Below are 16,969 nucleotides of genomic sequence, written 5' to 3'. Positions count from 1 at the left end.
CGCTAACGGCCTGCTTCACCACGTTCAAAACTGCCCCGACCATAATTAAAGAAGAGGGAAACCCCATGTTCGTGCACAAGACCGCACTGCTCAGTGCAATCACCACCGCGCTGCTGGCCAGTGCCAGTATCCAGGCCGCCGAACCGCTGAAAGCCGTCGGTGCCGGCGAAGGTCAGCTGGATATTGTGGCCTGGCCTGGCTACATCGAACGTGGCGAAAGCGACAAGGCCTACGACTGGGTCACTGGCTTCGAAAAGGAAACCGGCTGCAAGATCAACGTCAAGACTGCCGCCACTTCCGATGAAATGGTCAGCCTGATGTCCAAGGGTGGTTACGACCTGGTGACGGCATCCGGCGACGCCTCCCTGCGGTTGATCGCCGGCAAGCGTGTGCAGCCGATCAACACGGCGTTGATCCCGAACTGGAAGAACATCGACCCTCGGCTCAAGGATGGCCCGTGGTACGTCGTCAATAAGCAAACCTACGGCACCCCGTACCAATGGGGCCCGAACGTGTTGATGTACAACACCAATATCTTCAAAACGGCGCCGGACAGCTGGAGCGTGGTGTTCGAAGAGCAAACCCTGCCGGACGGCAAGTCCAACAAGGGCCGGGTCCAGGCCTACGACGGCCCGATCTACATCGCCGATGCGGCGCTTTATCTCAAATCGAAACAGCCGGAACTGGGCATCAAAGACCCGTACCAGCTCAACGAAGCGCAATACAAAGCGGCGCTGGATCTGCTTCGCAAGCAACAGCCCTTGATCCACCGCTACTGGCATGACGCAACGGTCCAGATGAGCGACGTCAAAAACGAAGGCGTCGCGGCGTCCAGCACCTGGGGCTACATGGTCAACGGCCTGGTGGCGGACAAGCAGCCGGTTGCCTCGGTCATTCCAAAAGAAGGTGCAACGGGGTGGGCCGACACCACCATGTTGCACGCCGAAGCCAAGCACCCGAATTGCGCCTACAAGTGGATGGACTGGTCGCTGCAACCGAAAGTCCAGGGTGACCTGGCGGCCTGGTTCGGTTCGCTGCCGTCGGTTCCGGCGGGGTGCAAGGAGAGCGAATTGCTCGGCGCCGAGGGTTGCAAAACCAACGGTTACGATCAATTCGACAATTTGGCCTTCTGGAAAACCCCGCAGGCTGAAGGCGGCAAGTTCGTGCCGTACAGCCGCTGGACCCAGGACTACATCGCGATCATGGGCGGCCGTTAAGTTCTCAAGCACGACACAGTCAGCTCCCTTTCCCCCCTCTCCCCCGTGGGGAGAGGGCTGGTGTGAGGGGTGGTTTTTGACTCCGCCTCGACTCTTGGGAATGACCGACACCGCGGCCCTCACCCCCCGCCCTCTCCCGGAGGGAGAGGGAGCTAAAAGCGGGCCGCGCTCATTCGACCGAGACATCGCAACGATTCAGATTTTCAGAAGTCCAGGCAAGGCCGCTGCGAGACCCTCGCCTTTTTGGAGCACCGCACCATGACGCTTGCAGTCCAGTTCACCAACGTTTCCCGTCAGTTCGGCGAAGTGAAGGCCGTTGACCGGGTTTCCATCGATATCCAGGACGGCGAGTTCTTTTCCATGCTGGGCCCTTCCGGTTCGGGCAAAACCACCTGTCTGCGCCTGATCGCCGGTTTCGAACAACCGAGTGCAGGCTCTATTCGTATTCACGGTTTAGAGGCCGCCGGGCTGCCGCCGTATCAGCGTGACGTGAACACCGTGTTCCAGGATTACGCGTTGTTTCCGCACATGAACGTACTCGACAACGTCGCCTACGGTTTGAAAGTCAAAGGCGTCGGCAAAACCGAACGCCAGAAACGCGCCGAAGAAGCCCTCGACATGGTCGCCCTCGGCGGCTACGGCGAGCGCAAACCGGTGCAACTGTCCGGCGGCCAACGCCAGCGTGTGGCCCTGGCCCGCGCCCTGGTCAATCGTCCGCGCGTGCTGCTGCTCGATGAACCGTTGGGCGCGCTCGATTTAAAACTGCGCGAGCAAATGCAGGGTGAACTGAAAAAGCTGCAACGCCAGCTCGGCATCACCTTCATCTTCGTCACCCACGACCAGACCGAAGCCCTGTCGATGTCGGATCGCGTGGCGGTGTTCAACAAAGGGCGCATCGAGCAGGTCGATACCCCGCGCAACCTCTACATGAAACCGGCTACAACCTTTGTGGCGGAATTCGTGGGCACCTCCAACGTGATTCGCGGCGATCTGGCGAAACAATTGAGCGGCAATCCACAGCCGTTTTCGATTCGCCCGGAACACGTGCGTTTTGCTGAAGGACCGTTGGCCAGTCATGAAATCGAAGTCAGCGGTTTGCTCCATGACATTCAGTACCAGGGCAGCGCCACGCGCTATGAACTGAAACTGGAAAACGGCCAGACCCTGAACATCAGCCAGGCCAACGTCCAGTGGCTGGACGTCAGCGCGCAACATCAGACCGGACAACGCATCAGCGCACGCTGGGCACGGGAAGCGATGATCCCGCTGCACGACAACGTTATCGGCGGGGTGTGAGATGAACAGCGTGGCGCTCCCTCAAACCCCGGCCGGCGGCTCGCCGTTGCGCAGGTTTTCCAACCTGCTGTATCGCCGGCCGAATTTTTACCTGTCGCTGCTGCTAGTGCCGCCGCTGCTGTGGTTCGGCGCGATCTACCTCGGCTCGCTGCTGGTTCTGCTGTGGCAAGGCTTCTACACCTTCGATGACTTCACCATGGCGGTCACGCCCGACCTGACCCTGGCGAACTTCGCGGCCCTGTTCCAGCCGTCGAACTTCGACATCATCCTGCGCACCTTGAGCATGGCCGTCGTCGTGTCGATCGCCAGCGCCATCGTCGCGTTCCCGATCGCCTACTACATGGCGCGCTACACCACCGGCAAAACCAAGGCGTTTTTCTACATCGCGGTGATGATGCCGATGTGGGCCAGTTACATCGTCAAGGCGTATGCCTGGACCTTGCTGCTGGCCAAGGGCGGCGTGGCGCAATGGTTCGTTCAACACCTGGGTCTTGAGCCGGTTTTGCAATTCGTTTTGGGGATTCCGGGCGTCGGCGGCAGCACCTTGTCGACCTCGCACCTGGGCCGGTTCATGGTGTTCGTCTACATCTGGCTGCCGTTCATGATCCTGCCGATTCAGGCCTCGCTGGAACGTCTGCCGCCGTCCTTGCTGCAAGCCTCGGCCGACCTCGGCGCCACGCCGCGACAGACTTTCATGCAAGTGACTTTGCCGCTGTCGATTCCGGGCATCGCGGCCGGTTCGATCTTCACCTTTTCGCTGACCCTGGGCGACTTCATCGTGCCGCAACTGGTGGGCCCGCCGGGCTACTTCGTCGGCAGCATGGTGTACGCCCAGCAAGGCGCGATCGGCAACATGCCGATGGCCGCGGCCTTCACGTTGGTGCCGATTGTGTTGATCGCCATTTACCTGACTATCGTGAAACGACTGGGGGCCTTCGATGCGCTCTGATGCAAAAAAACAAGCGCCGGAAACCCACGGAGAAAAAGCCTCGCTCGGCCTGCGCATCGCAGCCTGGGGCGGGTTGCTGTTTCTGCACTTTCCGATCCTGATCATCTTCCTGTACGCCTTCAACACCGAAGACGCCGCGTTCAGTTTTCCGCCTAAAGGCTTCACGTTGAAGTGGATCGGCGTGGCGTTCTTGCGACCCGACGTGCTGGAAGCGATCAAGCTGTCGCTGCAAATTGCCTCCGTCGCGACGTTGATTGCGCTGGTCCTCGGCACGCTGGCATCGGCGGCGTTGTACCGCCGGGATTTCTTCGGCAAGCAAGGCATCTCGCTGATGCTGATCCTGCCGATTGCCTTGCCGGGGATCATCACCGGTATCGCGTTGCTGGCGACCTTCAAGACGCTGGGGATCGAGCCGGGAATGTTCACCATCATCGTCGGCCACGCGACCTTCTGTGTGGTGATCGTCTACAACAACGTCATCGCCCGCTTGCGTCGCACTTCTCACAGTTTGATCGAGGCCTCGATGGACCTCGGCGCCGACGGCTGGCAGACCTTCCGCTACATCGTCCTGCCGAACCTCGGCTCGGCATTGCTGGCCGGCGGCATGTTGGCGTTTGCCCTGTCGTTCGACGAAATCATCGTCACCACCTTCACCGCCGGCCATGAACGCACCCTGCCGCTGTGGCTGCTCAACCAGCTCAGCCGCCCACGGGACGTGCCGGTGACCAACGTCGTTGCGATGCTGGTGATGATGGTGACCATGCTGCCGATCCTCGGCGCCTATTACCTGACCCGTGGCGGCGAAAGCGTTGCGGGCAGTGGCGGGAAATAACCGAATAGCTGTAGGAACCGAATCCATTGTGGGAGTGAGCCTGCTCGCGATGAGGACATCACATTCAACATTGATGTCGGCTGACCCACCGTATTCGCGAGCAGGCTCGCTCCCACATTAATTCGGTTTCCACAGATAAAAATAATTGCTTCGAAGAGGACAAAGCCATGCAAACCAAACTCTTGATCAATGGCCAACTGATCGACGGCGAAGGCCCCGCCCAAGCGGTGTTCAACCCGGCCCTCGGTCGTGTGCTGGTGGAAATCAACGAAGCCAGTGAAGCCCAGGTCGATGCCGCCGTGCGTGCCGCCGACAGCGCCTTCGAAAGCTGGTCGCAAACCACGCCGAAAGAACGTTCGCTGCTGCTGCTCAAACTCGCCGACGCCATCGAAGCACACGGCGAAGAGCTGGCCAAACTGGAATCGGACAACTGCGGCAAGCCTTACAGTGCTGCACTGAACGACGAGATCCCGGCGATTGCCGACGTGTTCCGTTTCTTCGCCGGCGCCAGCCGTTGCATGAGCGGTTCGGCGGGCGGTGAATACCTGCACGGCCACACCTCGATGATCCGCCGCGACCCGGTTGGCGTGATCGCGTCCATCGCACCGTGGAACTACCCGCTGATGATGGTCGCCTGGAAAATCGCCCCGGCCCTCGCGGCGGGTAATACCGTGGTGCTCAAGCCGTCGGAACAAACCCCGCTGACCGCGCTGCGTCTGGCGGAACTGGCGTCGGAGATTTTCCCGGCCGGCGTGCTGAACCTGGTGTTCGGTCGTGGTCCTACGGTTGGTCATCCATTGGTCACACACCCGAAAGTGCGCATGGTCTCGCTGACCGGTTCGATCGCCACCGGCTCGAATATCATTTCCAGCACCGCCGACAGCGTCAAACGCATGCACATGGAACTGGGCGGCAAGGCCCCGGTGATCATCTTCGACGACGCTGACATCGACGCCGCCGTGGAAGGCATTCGCACCTTCGGTTTCTACAACGCCGGCCAGGACTGCACCGCCGCCTGCCGCATCTACGCGCAGGAAGGCATCTACGACAAATTCGTCGAGAAGCTCGGCGAAGCGGTCAGCAGCATCAAGTACGGCGTGCAGGATGATCCGTCGACCGAACTGGGCCCGTTGATCACCGCGCAACATCGCGACCGCGTGGCCGGGTTTGTCGAGCGTGCCTTGGCGCAGCCGCATATCCGATTGATCACTGGCGGCAAGGCTGTTGAAGGCAATGGCTTCTTCTTCGAACCGACGGTGTTGGCCGACGCGCAACAGGACGATGAAATCGTCCGTCGTGAAGTGTTCGGGCCGGTGGTGTCGGTGACCAAATTCACCGATGAAGCGCAGGTGCTGGGCTGGGCCAACGATTCGAACTACGGCCTGGCGTCGTCGGTCTGGACCTCGGACGTCGGTCGTGCGCATCGCCTGTCTGCGCGTTTGCAGTACGGCTGCACCTGGGTGAATACACACTTCATGCTGGTCAGCGAAATGCCGCACGGCGGTCAGAAACTGTCCGGTTATGGCAAGGACATGTCCATGTACGGGCTGGAGGACTACACCGTCGTTCGGCATGTGATGTTCAAGCATTAAAAGCATCGCGAGCAAGCTTTGCTCCTACAGGATTGATGTCGTTTGCATGATGGGTGCATGCCACAAAACCTGTAGGAGCAAGGCTTGCCCGCGATGGAGTCACCGCAATCTCAAGGAAGAAACCGGCACTAAGCACCACCCAGGTTCCACCCCAACGAAACCAAAACAATAACCACCGATCCGGGCAGCGCCGTCATGGCCCTGTCACGGTTTCGGACATCCGAAATCTGCCGATTTTCCGGAGCTAACACACTATGAGTGCATCACCCGAACTCTCCGCAGCCGTTGCCGACAGCGATGCCGAGCAACTGCGCAAGCTGGGTTACACCTCGAACTTCAATCGCAGCATGAGCCTGTGGGAGAACTTCGCCCTGGGCTTCACTTATCTCTCTCCGGTCGTAGGGGTTTATACCCTGTTCGGCCTGTGCCTCGCCGCCGGTGGGCCACCGATGTTCTGGGCGTATTTGCTGGTCGGATGCGGCCAGTTGCTGGTGTGCCTGATCTTCGGTGAAGTGGTCTCGCAGTTCCCGATTTCCGGCGGCGTGTACCCGTGGGCTCGTCGCTTGGTGGGCAAGCGCTGGGCGTGGATGGTCGGCTGGATCTACTCCATCGCCCTGTGCGTCACCATCGCCGCCGTTGCGGTGGGCGCCGGTCCGTACCTGGCCGCGATGATGGGCTTTGAACCGAACAACAACACCAACATCGTCATCGCACTGTTCCTGACGCTGTTCGCTACCCTGGTCAACCTCAGTGGCACCAAAGTGCTGGCGCGGATCGCCATGTTCGGTTTTCTCTGCGAACTGGTCGGTGCGGTGATCGTTGGCGTTTACCTGCTGATCTTCGAGCGTCATCAATCGATCAGTGTGTTGTTCAACACCTTCGATATCAGCATCGACGGCTCGTATCTGCCAGCGTTCCTCACCGCCTCGCTGGCGGGGATGTTCCTGTACTACGGCTTCGAGGCCTGCGGCGACGTGGCCGAAGAAACCCCGAACCCGAGCAAGCAAATCCCGGTGGCCATGCGCATGACCATCTACATCGGCGGCATCGCGGCGATGTTCGCCTGCCTGGCGCTGATCCTCGCTGTGCCAGACATGCAAGCAGTGATCAATGGCACCGACAAGGACCCGGTCACCACCATCCTCAACAACGCCTTTGGCCCGGTCGGTTCGAAAGTGGTAATGGGCGTGGTGATGATTTCCTTCATCTCCTGCGTCATCAGCCTGCAAGCCGCGGCGAGTCGTCTGCTGTATTCCTACGCCCGGGATGAAATGGTCATCGGCAGCTCACTGCTGAAGAAGATTTCCCCTACGACCCAGGTTCCGGTTGCGGCACTGTTCGTGTCCGGCGTCCTGCCGGCGCTGATCATTGTGCTGGGCTTCTTCCTGCAGGATGCGGTGGCAACCATCGTCAGCTTCGCGGCCATCGGCATCTACCTGGCGTTCCAGATGATCGTGCTCGCAGCACTCTATGCGCGCATGAAAGGCTGGAAACCGAGCGGCAAATTCACCCTCGGCGCCTGGGGCTGGGCCGTGAACATCGGCGCGCTGATCTATGGCGTCGGCGCAATCATCAACATGGCCTGGCCGCGCACGCCGGATGCGGCGTGGTACATCAACTACGCGATGGTGTTGAGTACTGCGATCGTGATTGGGTTGGGGTTGATTTACATGTGGCTGGCAAAGCCGTATGACCATGGGACTGCGCCTGCGGGGGATGCCTGGAAGGTTAGTCGGTAGTGGTAATTGCCCAGCCCGCAGCGATGCGGGCTGGGTTTGAGGTGTTAGATCGGTAGGGGTTTGGAGAGAATTTCGAATTCGTCCATCAGCAGATGAATTTCGGTGCTGGGGTTGGGTTCGCCGCTGATAGCGACGTCCTCGATAATCTTTGGTGCTAAATCTCTCGCCCTTTGGAATGGCTGACCTAAAAGTTGTGCGAAATAGTTGGTGTCTTCGCCTTTCTCGTACTTATCCATGCAGGGTTTCTCTCTGAGGCTCTTGGCCACCAAGTCGCCTGGAGAGTGCTTTCCAACCGCTCGGAAAGGCTTTCGATTAAAACCGAAGTGCAGAAGCAGCCAAAACTCAAAACAGGGGTACGAAGCGATGACTTTGATTTTCGGATGAGGCCTCGCCAGATTTATTGCTCGTTCAAAACACAGATGTGTATCGCGATCCAATGCACAAAAAACCTTGTCGAAGCATTTCTGGCGGGCTATTGCTGTTTCAACAATGCCGCTTGGGTGTGTGACGCCACAGTGGGCAATTTCCACTTGAGCTTTGGCGCGAAAATGAAATGCAGCCTCCTCCAGATATCGTTTTCCTGACTTGCTGTCTTCACAGAGGATCAACACTTTGGGTTGAGGCTTGAACCGAGGTGCCTTTCGATCAAATTGCCGTATCGAACGCGCCATGATCAACCCCGCCTTATCAGTGGCAACCCGCGATAACGACCTTCAAAGTAGCGTTTCTCAACATCCTCCCCTTCCCGTCCTTCAAAGTCGTATACAGAAAAAAGGCAGGTTGCACCGTTAGCGTCTCTTTCGGTGATCCAGAACTGATCGCGCCGAAGCGCTTTGGCGTTCATCAGATGAGTGTCGTGAGTGGTAAAGATCAGTTGAGTATCCAACCCACCGTCCAGGTGCTTCTCAATCAAGTCCGCGACTATCGAGGGATGAAGACTGCTGTCTAACTCATCGACAGAAAGTATCCCGCTACCATCGGCGTGATTGATCATGAACCAGGGCAGCCAGAATCCAATCAGGTTTTTCGTACCGTCGGACTCCTCGGAAAAATCAAACTCCGCGGTGCCTAACAAGCTCGTATGCGTCAAGGTTACTTTGTCTTTTTGGGCGGCGGCGAAGAACTCTTTCAGCGTGAGTTTTTTGGTGCGTTGAGCAGACTCTGCGTCTTCGGTGTTGAGCCGGATCGCTGACACCGGGATATCCACTTCCTTTAGAAAGTCTCGTAAATCATGTGTGTAATCCGATGCCATCCGAAGAAATCTGATGGACGCTGCTGACAGCCCCATCATGTTGTTCTGCTCAATAACGAGTAGACCGGTTTGAAACCAGCTAAACGGCCCCCGCAACTGAGTCAACTCTTCACTACTGTTCGCAACCGCCTGCGAAATAAACAACATCTTGGGACTCGTCAGACGCCGCCAGGCGTTGTGCACCTCTTTGCCACCCTCGAGGCTTGAGCCAAAAACATAATGCTCCCCCTCATCTACAAAGCGACGCGAATACAACAGCGTTTCCTTACCTTTGGGATAGGAAACCAATTGTTCCTCGACAATTCGCTGCACAGTCATGCGCAGAACAAACCGATATCGGACCCCGCGTTGAATGAAGTTGTACTCAAAAGAACTGGGTTCGTTTTGAAGTTGCGGGTCAAACCGAAATGGTGAGACCGGTAGCGGCTCATCATTTGATGTAGGTATCGAAGCGAGCAAACTCCCCATGACCCCCATTGCCCGGATAAGCGAAGACTTACCGGATGCGTTCGGTCCGTAAATCGCCGCCACTTTCAATAAATCAGGCAGCTTTTCTCCATTTACGATGGGTGTGAACACGTTGCGCTTTTTGCTCAAGCGCGGCGTCGCAGCCATGGACAGGGTTTGCTTGTCACGGAAGGAGCGATAATTGGAAACTGAAAATTCGATCAACATGTAGCAAACCTGCAGTTCGTTCCTGAATGCGGGAAAAACTATAGGAAAAACCACGGCTGTGACGCTGCTTGACTGCACTTCAGGCAAAAACAGGAAATTCCTACAGATCGAACCTTCCGGCATAGACACCGATTCCTACAGCATGCGGCGCCAAGGTAGACTTGGCGCCGCGAGCGCCTGAACGATAGGCTTCACCTCGTCGCTGCCAAATCAGCGACCCGGGGTCGAAACCGGAACACTATCAACATGGCGCAACCGCGCTCCTCTGAGTGGCGGCTCCCTTTTCAACTTGGAGTCGAAAAAATGTTTGAACACACGCTAAATCCGTCTGAACCCCATCCGCATTTCACCCCAACCATCTTCACCCGCCACAATCGCTTCCTCCACGCCTTCATGCAGGACAACCAAGCCTGGTTTTGCGTCCAGGACCTCGGTCGCCTGATGGGCCGCCCGATGGACCAACGCCTCACCCTGAAACTCGATCCGGACCAGCGTCGATACGTCTGGTTGCTCAAGAATGGGAAAACAGACGAATCGCTGATGGTCAGCGAATCAGGGATGTACGCCCTTCTGGTGCACCATTTCGTCCCGGAAAACCGAAACCTGCGCCAATGGCTGAGCAACGAAGTCATACCTTCGCTGCGTGAGTCGAATACGGCATCTGTGGATAACATTCCAAGCCTGAGTTCGTTGCAGTGGGCCGGGATCTCGGTGCCGCTGTTGCATTGGCAGCATCAGGCCTGGATCAAATGGCGGGACATGCCTGATCTGATGCAGGCACAACGGCCGTTCAAGATCGTAGGCACTTGCAGTTGAAGGTAGAGTGACAAAATGAAAAAGGGACAGACTTCACAGTCTGCCTCTTGGGTTAATCAGCCTCTCAAAAAGCCTCCGCATAAGCCTTCCAAAACATCAATCCTCATCTCGTAGCAGCGCCATCAGTTCATCGGTTCGCCATTTGATATCCGCTTTACCTCGCGCGGCTTCGAACTGATCGGGAGCGCCAGTCTTGCGAGACTCGTCATTTGGCTTCGGGATCGTGACTTCGCCCTCGTTGTTCATGATTGTCGACATGATAATTTCCTGAGCTTTGTCTGTTGAAATGTCGAGTTCCTACTGCTCTGTAGGATCTGACCGCAACACCTGTGTCACGGCCAAAGCCTTTTCCTTTTCAAAACCGCGAAACACTCCTCATCGCCTCCACCAGATACCGCATCGCAATCTGGTCGCTTTCCGACAGCTCCCGATAGCGCTCCAACAACTTCATCTCGTCCGAGCTGACCCGACGCCTTCGGCGCGCACTGGTCAGGCAAGGAAGGATTCCCAGCAACTGGGTGATGCCTTGTACTTTCGTCATGGACGATGTCCTTCTATAAGCCCGAGAAAACTTCAAAAACCGCATCGCCCTCTCCTTTTTGTAGACGCCGGCCTGAAGGGCAGAGGTCGGTCATGAACACAGAATAGGAACTATCGCGGCGGTGAAAAGCGATTTTTAGAGTAATTAGTCAAAAAAAGCAGAAATGCCCTATAAATCAGAAAGTACTGTCAGAAAACTTAACCGACATTTCTTGTTTCATTGCCATGAAGCCAAAGTGCTACCAATCATTTTTTCTCCGCAACCGAACGGTTTAAGCTATTTGTTATCTGTTTAATGTCCGTTGCGTTTGGCCGAAGGCATGTCCGAACCTTTATTTTTGATCCAGCACGTGCCAGGAACGGCGCGGGATTGTTCACGACAGGTTGAACTTATGCACCGCAGGAATTTGCTCAAAGCATCCATGGCCATCGCTGCCTACACAGGATTATCAGCCACCGGCCTGCTGGCTTCGCGGGCCTGGGCCGGCACCGGCGCGGCGGATGGCGAGGCTCAGGCGTTCGACTTCGAATCGCTGAAGATCCAGGCCAAGCAACTCGCCGGCAATCGCTATCAGGACACCAAGCAGGTGTTGCCGCCGACCCTGGCGACCATGACACCGCAGAACTTCAACGCGATCCGCTACGACGGCAACCACTCGCTGTGGAATGACCTCAATGGTCAGCTGGATGTGCAGTTTTTCCACGTGGGCATGGGTTTCAAGCAGCCGGTGCGCATGTACAGCGTTGACCCCAAGACGCGTCAGGCGCGGGAGGTGCATTTCCGCCCGTCCCTGTTCAACTATGAAAAAACCACGGTCGATACCAAACAGCTCACGGGCGACCTGGGGTTTTCCGGGTTCAAGCTGTTCAAGGCCCCGGAGCTGGACCAGCACGACGTGCTGTCCTTCCTCGGCGCCAGCTATTTCCGTGCGGTCGATGCCTCAGGCCAGTACGGCCTGTCGGCGCGCGGCCTGGCAATCGATACCTATGCCAAGAAGCGTGAAGAATTCCCGGACTTCACCAAGTTCTGGTTCGAGACCCCGGACAAGGACAGCACCCGTTTCGTGGTCTACGCCCTGCTGGATTCACCGAGCGCTACCGGTGCCTACCGTTTCGATATCGATTGTCAGGCCAGCCAGGTCGTCATGGGCATCGATGCCCACATCAATGCGCGCACCGCCATCGAACAACTGGGCATCGCGCCGATGACCAGCATGTTCAGCTGCGGCACCCATGAACGGCGCATGTGCGACACGATTCACCCGCAAATCCACGATTCTGATCGCCTGGCCATGTGGCGCGGCAACGGCGAGTGGATCTGCCGCCCGCTGAACAACCCGGCCACCCTGCAATTCAACGCCTTCGCCGACACCGACCCGAAAGGTTTCGGTCTGGTGCAGACCGATCATGAGTTCGACAGCTATCAAGACACCGTCGACTGGTACAGCAAGCGTCCGAGCCTGTGGGTAGAACCTACGACCGCGTGGGGCGAAGGCTCTATCGATCTGTTGGAAATTCCTACGACGGGCGAAACCCTGGATAACATCGTCGCGTTCTGGACCCCGAAGAAACCGGTCGCGGCCGGCGACTCACTGAACTACGGCTACAAGCTGTACTGGAGCGCACTGCCACCGGTCGGCACGCCGTTGGCGCGGGTCAACGCCACTCGTTCAGGCATGGGCGGCTTCATCGAAGGCTGGGCCCCTGGCGAGCACTACCCAGAGGTTTGGGCTCGACGGTTTGCCGTGGACTTCACCGGAGGCGGTCTGGATCGCTTGCCGGAAGGCGCGGGGATCGAGCCGGTGGTCACGTGCTCGAATGGGCAGGTGAAGGATTTCAACGTGCTGGTGCTGGATGACATCAAGGGTTACCGCATTACCTTTGACTGGTACCCGACCAATAACAGCGTGGCTCCGGTTGAGCTGCGGTTGTTCATTCGCACCAATGACCGGACGTTGAGTGAAACCTGGTTGTACCAGTACTTCCCGCCGGCGCCGGATAAGCGTAAGTACACCTGAGGGTAATTGGGTGTCTGGGCTGGCCCCATCGCGAGCAGGCTCGCTCCCACAGGTGATCATCGTCGGACACAGGAGCTGTGTCTCATGGAGATCCAATGTGGGAGCGAGCCTGCTCGCGATGAGGGCCTGACAGACAACAAACCTCAGTGCACAGAAATGCAAAAGCCCCGATCAACTCGATCGGGGCTTTTTGTTTTCAGCGCATCAATCAGTCGCGCAAATCCGACTCATGAATCGGCTGTTCACGATGGGTGGCCCGCTGATACTGCGCTGGCCAGATGGCCTTGCGTCCCCCCAGGTCATCATCGGCATGCAGCGGCCAGTACGGATCACGCAACAGCTCACGGGCGAGAAAGATGATGTCAGCCTGGCAGGTGCGCAGAATGTGCTCGGCCTGTGCTGGCTCGGTGATCATTCCTACCGTGCCGGTGGCAATACCTGACTCTTTGCGCACACGTTCAGCGAAGCGGGTCTGATACCCGGGACCTGTAGGAATCTCGGCGTTGGCCGCCGTACCGCCCGACGAGACGTCAATCAGGTCTACGCCCAACGCATGGAGGCGTCGCGCCAGCTCCACGGTTTCATCCGGGTTCCAGCCGTCTTCCACCCAATCGGTGGCCGACACCCGCACGAACAGCGGTAGCTCTTCAGGCCACACCGCACGCACCGCTTCGGTGACTTGCAGCACCAGCCGGATGCGATTCTCGAACGAACCACCATATTGATCGCGCCGCTGATTGCTCAGGGGCGAAAGAAACTGATGCAACAGGTAGCCGTGGGCGGCGTGTATTTCCACCACTTTGAAACCGGCGGTCAGCGCTCGCTTGGCCGAAGCGACAAAGGCCTGAATGACCTCAGCGATCTCGCCATCATCGAGCTGCCTGGGATGGGTGTGCTGCGGGTCGAAAGCAATCGGCGAAGGGCCCACTGGAATCCAGCCACCGTCTTCGGGTTTGACGCTGCCATGTTTGCCGATCCACGGCCGATGGGTGCTGGCCTTGCGCCCGGCGTGAGCCAACTGAATGCCGGCCACAGCGCCTTGTGCCGCAATGAAGCGCGTGATGCGTTGCAACGGTTCTATCTGTTCATCGTTCCACAGGCCGAGGTCCTCGGCGGTGATGCGCCCGTCGGCCGTGACCGCCGTGGCTTCGGTAAACACCAGGCCGGCGCCGCCGACAGCGCGGCTGCCGAGGTGGACCAGGTGCCAGTCATTGGCCAGTCCATCAACGCTGGAGTACTGGCACATCGGCGACACCGCAATTCGGTTGAGCAGGGTCAATTGGCGAAGGGTATAGGGTTCAAGCAGCAGACTCATGGGGCACCTCTCGTATCAGTGGGCAGGCTCCAGGGTTCTGTTTGAAAGTCGACGAGTGACAGGAAAAAGGTGCAGCACCCGCCCCCGCGGGCAAAAAATTCGACAAGACGTCACAAGGATAATCAAGCAGTGCTTAGAGACTAGTCGACATCGGGGGATGAGGGCGGGTTCCGGGGAAATTTGGCGTGAGGGAGATCGCCTTCGCGAGCAAGCCCGCTCCCACAGGGTTTGCGCAAATCCTGTGGGAGCGGGCTTGCTCGTGAAGGGTTCAACGCGGTTCGATGTGGGCAATCATCAGCTGCACCGTCTCGTTGCCACGGAACTCGTTGAGGTCGAGTTTGTAGGCCAATTCCACCCACTTGATGGTCGGATTCGGCCAGATGTCGCGGTCGATTCCGAAGGCAATGCCATCCAGTTTTACCGAGCCACATTCACTCTTCAGCACCACTTTGAGGTGCCGCTCGCCGACCACTCGCTGCTCGATCAGCTGGAACACACCGTGGAACAACGGCTCCGGGAAGTGCTGCCCCCAGGGTCCGGCATGACGCAGGGCGCGGGCCAGTTCCAGGTGAAATTCCTCGACCGCTAGCGTGCCGTCCGACAGCAATCGCCCGGTCAGGTCTTCTTCGCGTAATTGCCTACGCACTTCCGCGTCAAAGGCTTCGGCGAACAACGGAAAATTCGCCTCCGGCAGCGTCAGGCCGGCGGCCATCGCATGGCCGCCGTATTTGCTGATCAGATTCGGATGCTGCGCCGCCACCACGCTCAACGCGTCGCGAATATGAAAACCCTGAACCGAACGGCCCGAGCCCTTGAGCAAGCCATCGCCGGCATCGGCAAAGGCAATAGTCGGGCGGAAATAGCGATCTTTCATACGCGATGCGAGGATTCCGATGACACCTTGGTGCCACTCGGGATCGAACAGGCACAAGCCGAACGGCATCGACTCGACCGGCAAATCCTTCAGTTGAGCCAGCGCTTCACGCTGCATGCCCTGCTCAATGGATTTGCGGTCCTGGTTCATGCCGTCGAGTTGAGCGGCCATTTCACGCGCCAGACCAGCGTCTTCGGTGAGCAGGCATTCGATGCCCAGGCTCATGTCATCCAGACGCCCCGCCGCATTCAGACGCGGGCCAACAATGAAACCCAGGTCGGTAGAGGTGATGCGCGTGTGGTCACGCTTGGCGACTTCGAGGATCGCCTTGATCCCCGGCCGCGCGCGCCCGGCGCGAATCCGCTCCAGGCCTTGGTGCACCAGAATCCGGTTATTGGCATCCAGCGGTACCACGTCGGCGACGCTGCCCAGGGCCACAAGGTCCAGCAACTCGCCGATGTTCGGCTGCGGCTTGCTCTCGTACCAGCCGAGGCTGCGCAAACGCGCACGCAGGGCCATCAGCACATAGAAAATCACCCCGACGCCGGCCAGCGCCTTGCTCGGAAACTCGCAACCCGGTTGGTTCGGATTGACGATGGCATCGGCCAACGGCAACTCGTCACCGGGCAAGTGGTGGTCGGTGACCAGCACCTGGAGCCCGGCCTTTTTCGCCGCCGCCACGCCTTCAACGCTGGAGATTCCGTTGTCCACAGTGATCAGCAACTGGGGTGTACGGGTCAGCGCCACTTCAACGATTTCCGGCGTCAGGCCGTAGCCATACTCGAACCGGTTCGGCACCAAGTAGTCGACGTGCGCCGCGCCCAGCAGGCGCAAGCCCAACATGCCCACGGTGCTGGCCGTCGCGCCATCGGCGTCGAAGTCACCGACGATCAGAATCCGCTGACGCTGCTCGAGCGCCGTCACCAGCAAATCCACCGCCGCATCGATGCCTTTGAGTTGCTGGAACGGGATCAACCGCGCCAGGCTCTTGTCCAGTTCAGCCTCGGACAGCACGCCCCGCGCCGCGTACAGCCGGGTCAGCAGCGGCGGCAGATCACCGAGGAATGGCAGGGTGTCGGGCAACAGGCGAGGTTCGATGCGCATGGGGTGACAGGTGCTTCTCTTGAATACGTAGGATAAAACCGGATAACGCGGACCAGCAGCGAATAATCAGCCGCGCTCGCCGCTCAGCCACTGCAACTGGACTTCGTGCTGACCACGGTCGTCGGTGACGAAAATCGTTCCTTCGCTGATCATCACGTCCCACTTGATAACCCGGGGCATGTCTTTGGCCAGGGTTTCCAGCACGTCCTGGGGAACAGCAGCGATGTGTACGTTTTTCAGGTTTTTGATCGCCGGGATCACTTTGGTTTCCCAGACGCGCAGGCTGCCGTAGGCCAGCAGACTGGTGCGCTCGGTGCGACGCGAGCACCAGGTCAGGCGATCAGCGTCTGGCTGGCCGACTTCGATCCAGTGCAGGACACGGTCGTCCAGGCTCTTTTCCCACAGGGCAGGTTCGTCCACGTCTGACAGACCGCGACCGAACGACAACTGCTCGTTGTACCAAAAGGCGTAGGCCAGCAGCCGCACGGTCATACGCTCTTCGGTCTCCGAAGGGTGACGGGCGATGGTCTGCTTCACGCTCTCGTACACGCTGCGGTCGAGGTCGGTAAGGTTCAGTTCAAACTTGTAGGTCGTGGACGGCTGGGCCATGAACGGGCTTCTTGATACGGGGAAAGGCGGCAAGTCTAACCGATGCGGTAGGCAATCCACGAATTGAAGGCGATCAACCTTGGTCGTCTGACGTTCGGCTATGTTAAAACCCTGTCTTCGCTCAACCTTTGTCCTACAGGA

15 protein-coding genes are annotated in these 16,969 nt (G+C 58.5%); 8 read left to right on the top strand and 7 right to left on the bottom strand.

The window, feature by feature from the left end; translation table 11 throughout:
- The first annotated feature begins 65 nt into the window (after positions 1–65).
- From ydcS to IB252_RS01055, 6 genes are all read left to right on the top strand, one after another.
- On the top strand, positions 66–1,217 hold the full coding sequence (ydcS, locus tag IB252_RS01080) for a putative ABC transporter substrate-binding protein YdcS (RefSeq protein WP_111451392.1): 1,152 nt from the start codon (positions 66–68) through the stop codon (positions 1,215–1,217).
- A 258-nt stretch (positions 1,218–1,475) separates the two neighbouring features.
- Positions 1,476–2,513: an ABC transporter ATP-binding protein gene (locus tag IB252_RS01075; RefSeq protein ID WP_111451391.1), complete on the top strand. Its 1,038-nt coding sequence runs from the start codon at positions 1,476–1,478 to the stop codon at positions 2,511–2,513.
- A 1-nt stretch (position 2,514) separates the two neighbouring features.
- Positions 2,515–3,462 carry an ABC transporter permease gene (locus IB252_RS01070; RefSeq protein WP_111451390.1) on the top strand — a complete coding sequence of 316 codons (948 nt, stop codon included), beginning with the start codon at positions 2,515–2,517 and terminating at the stop codon, positions 3,460–3,462.
- A complete protein-coding gene (locus IB252_RS01065; RefSeq protein ID WP_008151649.1) occupies positions 3,452–4,294 on the top strand; it encodes an ABC transporter permease in 843 nt (280 codons plus the stop codon). The genes IB252_RS01070 and IB252_RS01065 overlap by 11 nt, the downstream gene beginning before the upstream one ends.
- 167 nt (positions 4,295–4,461) lie before the next feature.
- On the top strand, positions 4,462–5,886 hold the full coding sequence (locus IB252_RS01060; RefSeq protein ID WP_192406324.1) for a gamma-aminobutyraldehyde dehydrogenase: 1,425 nt from the start codon (positions 4,462–4,464) through the stop codon (positions 5,884–5,886).
- A 254-nt stretch (positions 5,887–6,140) separates the two neighbouring features.
- Positions 6,141–7,625, top strand: coding sequence for an APC family permease (locus IB252_RS01055; protein WP_192406322.1), 1,485 nt, complete (start codon positions 6,141–6,143; stop codon positions 7,623–7,625).
- Positions 7,626–7,669: 44 nt separating this feature from the next.
- On the opposite strand, the gene IB252_RS01050 is transcribed toward IB252_RS01055, so the two are convergent.
- Positions 7,670–8,296, bottom strand: a complete 627-nt coding sequence (locus tag IB252_RS01050; RefSeq protein WP_192406321.1) for an RloB family protein — start codon at positions 8,294–8,296, stop codon at positions 7,670–7,672.
- Between the two features lie 2 nt (positions 8,297–8,298).
- Positions 8,299–9,552: an AAA family ATPase gene (locus IB252_RS01045; protein WP_192406319.1), complete on the bottom strand. Its 1,254-nt coding sequence runs from the start codon at positions 9,550–9,552 to the stop codon at positions 8,299–8,301.
- A gap of 303 nt (positions 9,553–9,855) precedes the next feature.
- Here IB252_RS01045 and IB252_RS01040 point away from each other — a divergent pair, with 303 nt between their 5' ends.
- The gene (locus tag IB252_RS01040) at positions 9,856–10,368 is read left to right on the top strand and encodes a Bro-N domain-containing protein (protein ID WP_192406318.1); all 513 of its coding nucleotides are present in this window, start codon (positions 9,856–9,858) and stop codon (positions 10,366–10,368) included.
- A gap of 96 nt (positions 10,369–10,464) precedes the next feature.
- Here the strand turns inward: IB252_RS01040 and IB252_RS01035 are convergent, their stop codons facing one another.
- Both IB252_RS01035 and IB252_RS01030 read right to left on the bottom strand, forming a co-directional pair.
- A complete protein-coding gene (locus IB252_RS01035; RefSeq protein ID WP_192406316.1) occupies positions 10,465–10,626 on the bottom strand; it encodes a hypothetical protein in 162 nt (53 codons plus the stop codon).
- A gap of 97 nt (positions 10,627–10,723) precedes the next feature.
- Positions 10,724–10,909 carry a hypothetical protein gene (locus IB252_RS01030; protein WP_111451415.1) on the bottom strand — a complete coding sequence of 62 codons (186 nt, stop codon included), beginning with the start codon at positions 10,907–10,909 and terminating at the stop codon, positions 10,724–10,726.
- Between the two features lie 391 nt (positions 10,910–11,300).
- On the opposite strand from IB252_RS01030, the gene IB252_RS01025 reads away from it, so the two are divergent.
- Complete coding sequence (locus IB252_RS01025; RefSeq protein ID WP_192406315.1) at positions 11,301–12,926, top strand: glucan biosynthesis protein D; 1,626 nt, start codon at positions 11,301–11,303, stop codon at positions 12,924–12,926.
- A 208-nt stretch (positions 12,927–13,134) separates the two neighbouring features.
- Here the strand turns inward: IB252_RS01025 and IB252_RS01020 are convergent, their stop codons facing one another.
- The 3 genes from IB252_RS01020 to IB252_RS01010 form a co-directional block, all read right to left on the bottom strand.
- Complete coding sequence (locus IB252_RS01020; protein WP_192406313.1) at positions 13,135–14,241, bottom strand: NADH:flavin oxidoreductase/NADH oxidase; 1,107 nt, start codon at positions 14,239–14,241, stop codon at positions 13,135–13,137.
- Between the two features lie 268 nt (positions 14,242–14,509).
- Positions 14,510–16,219, bottom strand: a complete 1,710-nt coding sequence (recJ, locus tag IB252_RS01015; RefSeq protein WP_192406312.1) for a single-stranded-DNA-specific exonuclease RecJ — start codon at positions 16,217–16,219, stop codon at positions 14,510–14,512.
- Between the two features lie 66 nt (positions 16,220–16,285).
- On the bottom strand, positions 16,286–16,828 hold the full coding sequence (locus tag IB252_RS01010; protein ID WP_008151638.1) for a YaeQ family protein: 543 nt from the start codon (positions 16,826–16,828) through the stop codon (positions 16,286–16,288).
- Positions 16,829–16,969 lie beyond the last annotated feature (141 nt).

It is taken from the genome of Pseudomonas sp. PDM10, from assembly GCF_014852295.1.
In the GTDB taxonomy this organism is placed as follows: Bacteria; Pseudomonadota; Gammaproteobacteria; order Pseudomonadales; family Pseudomonadaceae; genus Aquipseudomonas.
This window is presented reverse-complemented; position numbering and strand designations above follow the sequence as displayed.

Excerpts from the sequence above, each read along its gene's own strand:
- ydcS (WP_111451392.1), top strand. The coding sequence starts at position 66 with ATGTTCGTGCACAAGACCGCACTGCTCAGTGCAATCACCACCGCGCTG.
- IB252_RS01075 (WP_111451391.1), top strand. The coding sequence starts at position 1,476 with ATGACGCTTGCAGTCCAGTTCACCAACGTTTCCCGTCAGTTCGGCGAA.
- IB252_RS01070 (WP_111451390.1), top strand. The coding sequence starts at position 2,515 with ATGAACAGCGTGGCGCTCCCTCAAACCCCGGCCGGCGGCTCGCCGTTG.
- IB252_RS01065 (WP_008151649.1), top strand. The coding sequence starts at position 3,452 with ATGCGCTCTGATGCAAAAAAACAAGCGCCGGAAACCCACGGAGAAAAA.
- IB252_RS01060 (WP_192406324.1), top strand. The coding sequence starts at position 4,462 with ATGCAAACCAAACTCTTGATCAATGGCCAACTGATCGACGGCGAAGGC.
- IB252_RS01055 (WP_192406322.1), top strand. The coding sequence starts at position 6,141 with ATGAGTGCATCACCCGAACTCTCCGCAGCCGTTGCCGACAGCGATGCC.
- IB252_RS01050 (WP_192406321.1), bottom strand. The coding sequence starts at position 8,296 with ATGGCGCGTTCGATACGGCAATTTGATCGAAAGGCACCTCGGTTCAAG.
- IB252_RS01045 (WP_192406319.1), bottom strand. The coding sequence starts at position 9,552 with ATGTTGATCGAATTTTCAGTTTCCAATTATCGCTCCTTCCGTGACAAG.
- IB252_RS01040 (WP_192406318.1), top strand. The coding sequence starts at position 9,856 with ATGTTTGAACACACGCTAAATCCGTCTGAACCCCATCCGCATTTCACC.
- IB252_RS01035 (WP_192406316.1), bottom strand. The coding sequence starts at position 10,626 with ATGTCGACAATCATGAACAACGAGGGCGAAGTCACGATCCCGAAGCCA.
- IB252_RS01030 (WP_111451415.1), bottom strand. The coding sequence starts at position 10,909 with ATGACGAAAGTACAAGGCATCACCCAGTTGCTGGGAATCCTTCCTTGC.
- IB252_RS01025 (WP_192406315.1), top strand. The coding sequence starts at position 11,301 with ATGCACCGCAGGAATTTGCTCAAAGCATCCATGGCCATCGCTGCCTAC.
- IB252_RS01020 (WP_192406313.1), bottom strand. The coding sequence starts at position 14,241 with ATGAGTCTGCTGCTTGAACCCTATACCCTTCGCCAATTGACCCTGCTC.
- recJ (WP_192406312.1), bottom strand. The coding sequence starts at position 16,219 with ATGCGCATCGAACCTCGCCTGTTGCCCGACACCCTGCCATTCCTCGGT.
- IB252_RS01010 (WP_008151638.1), bottom strand. The coding sequence starts at position 16,828 with ATGGCCCAGCCGTCCACGACCTACAAGTTTGAACTGAACCTTACCGAC.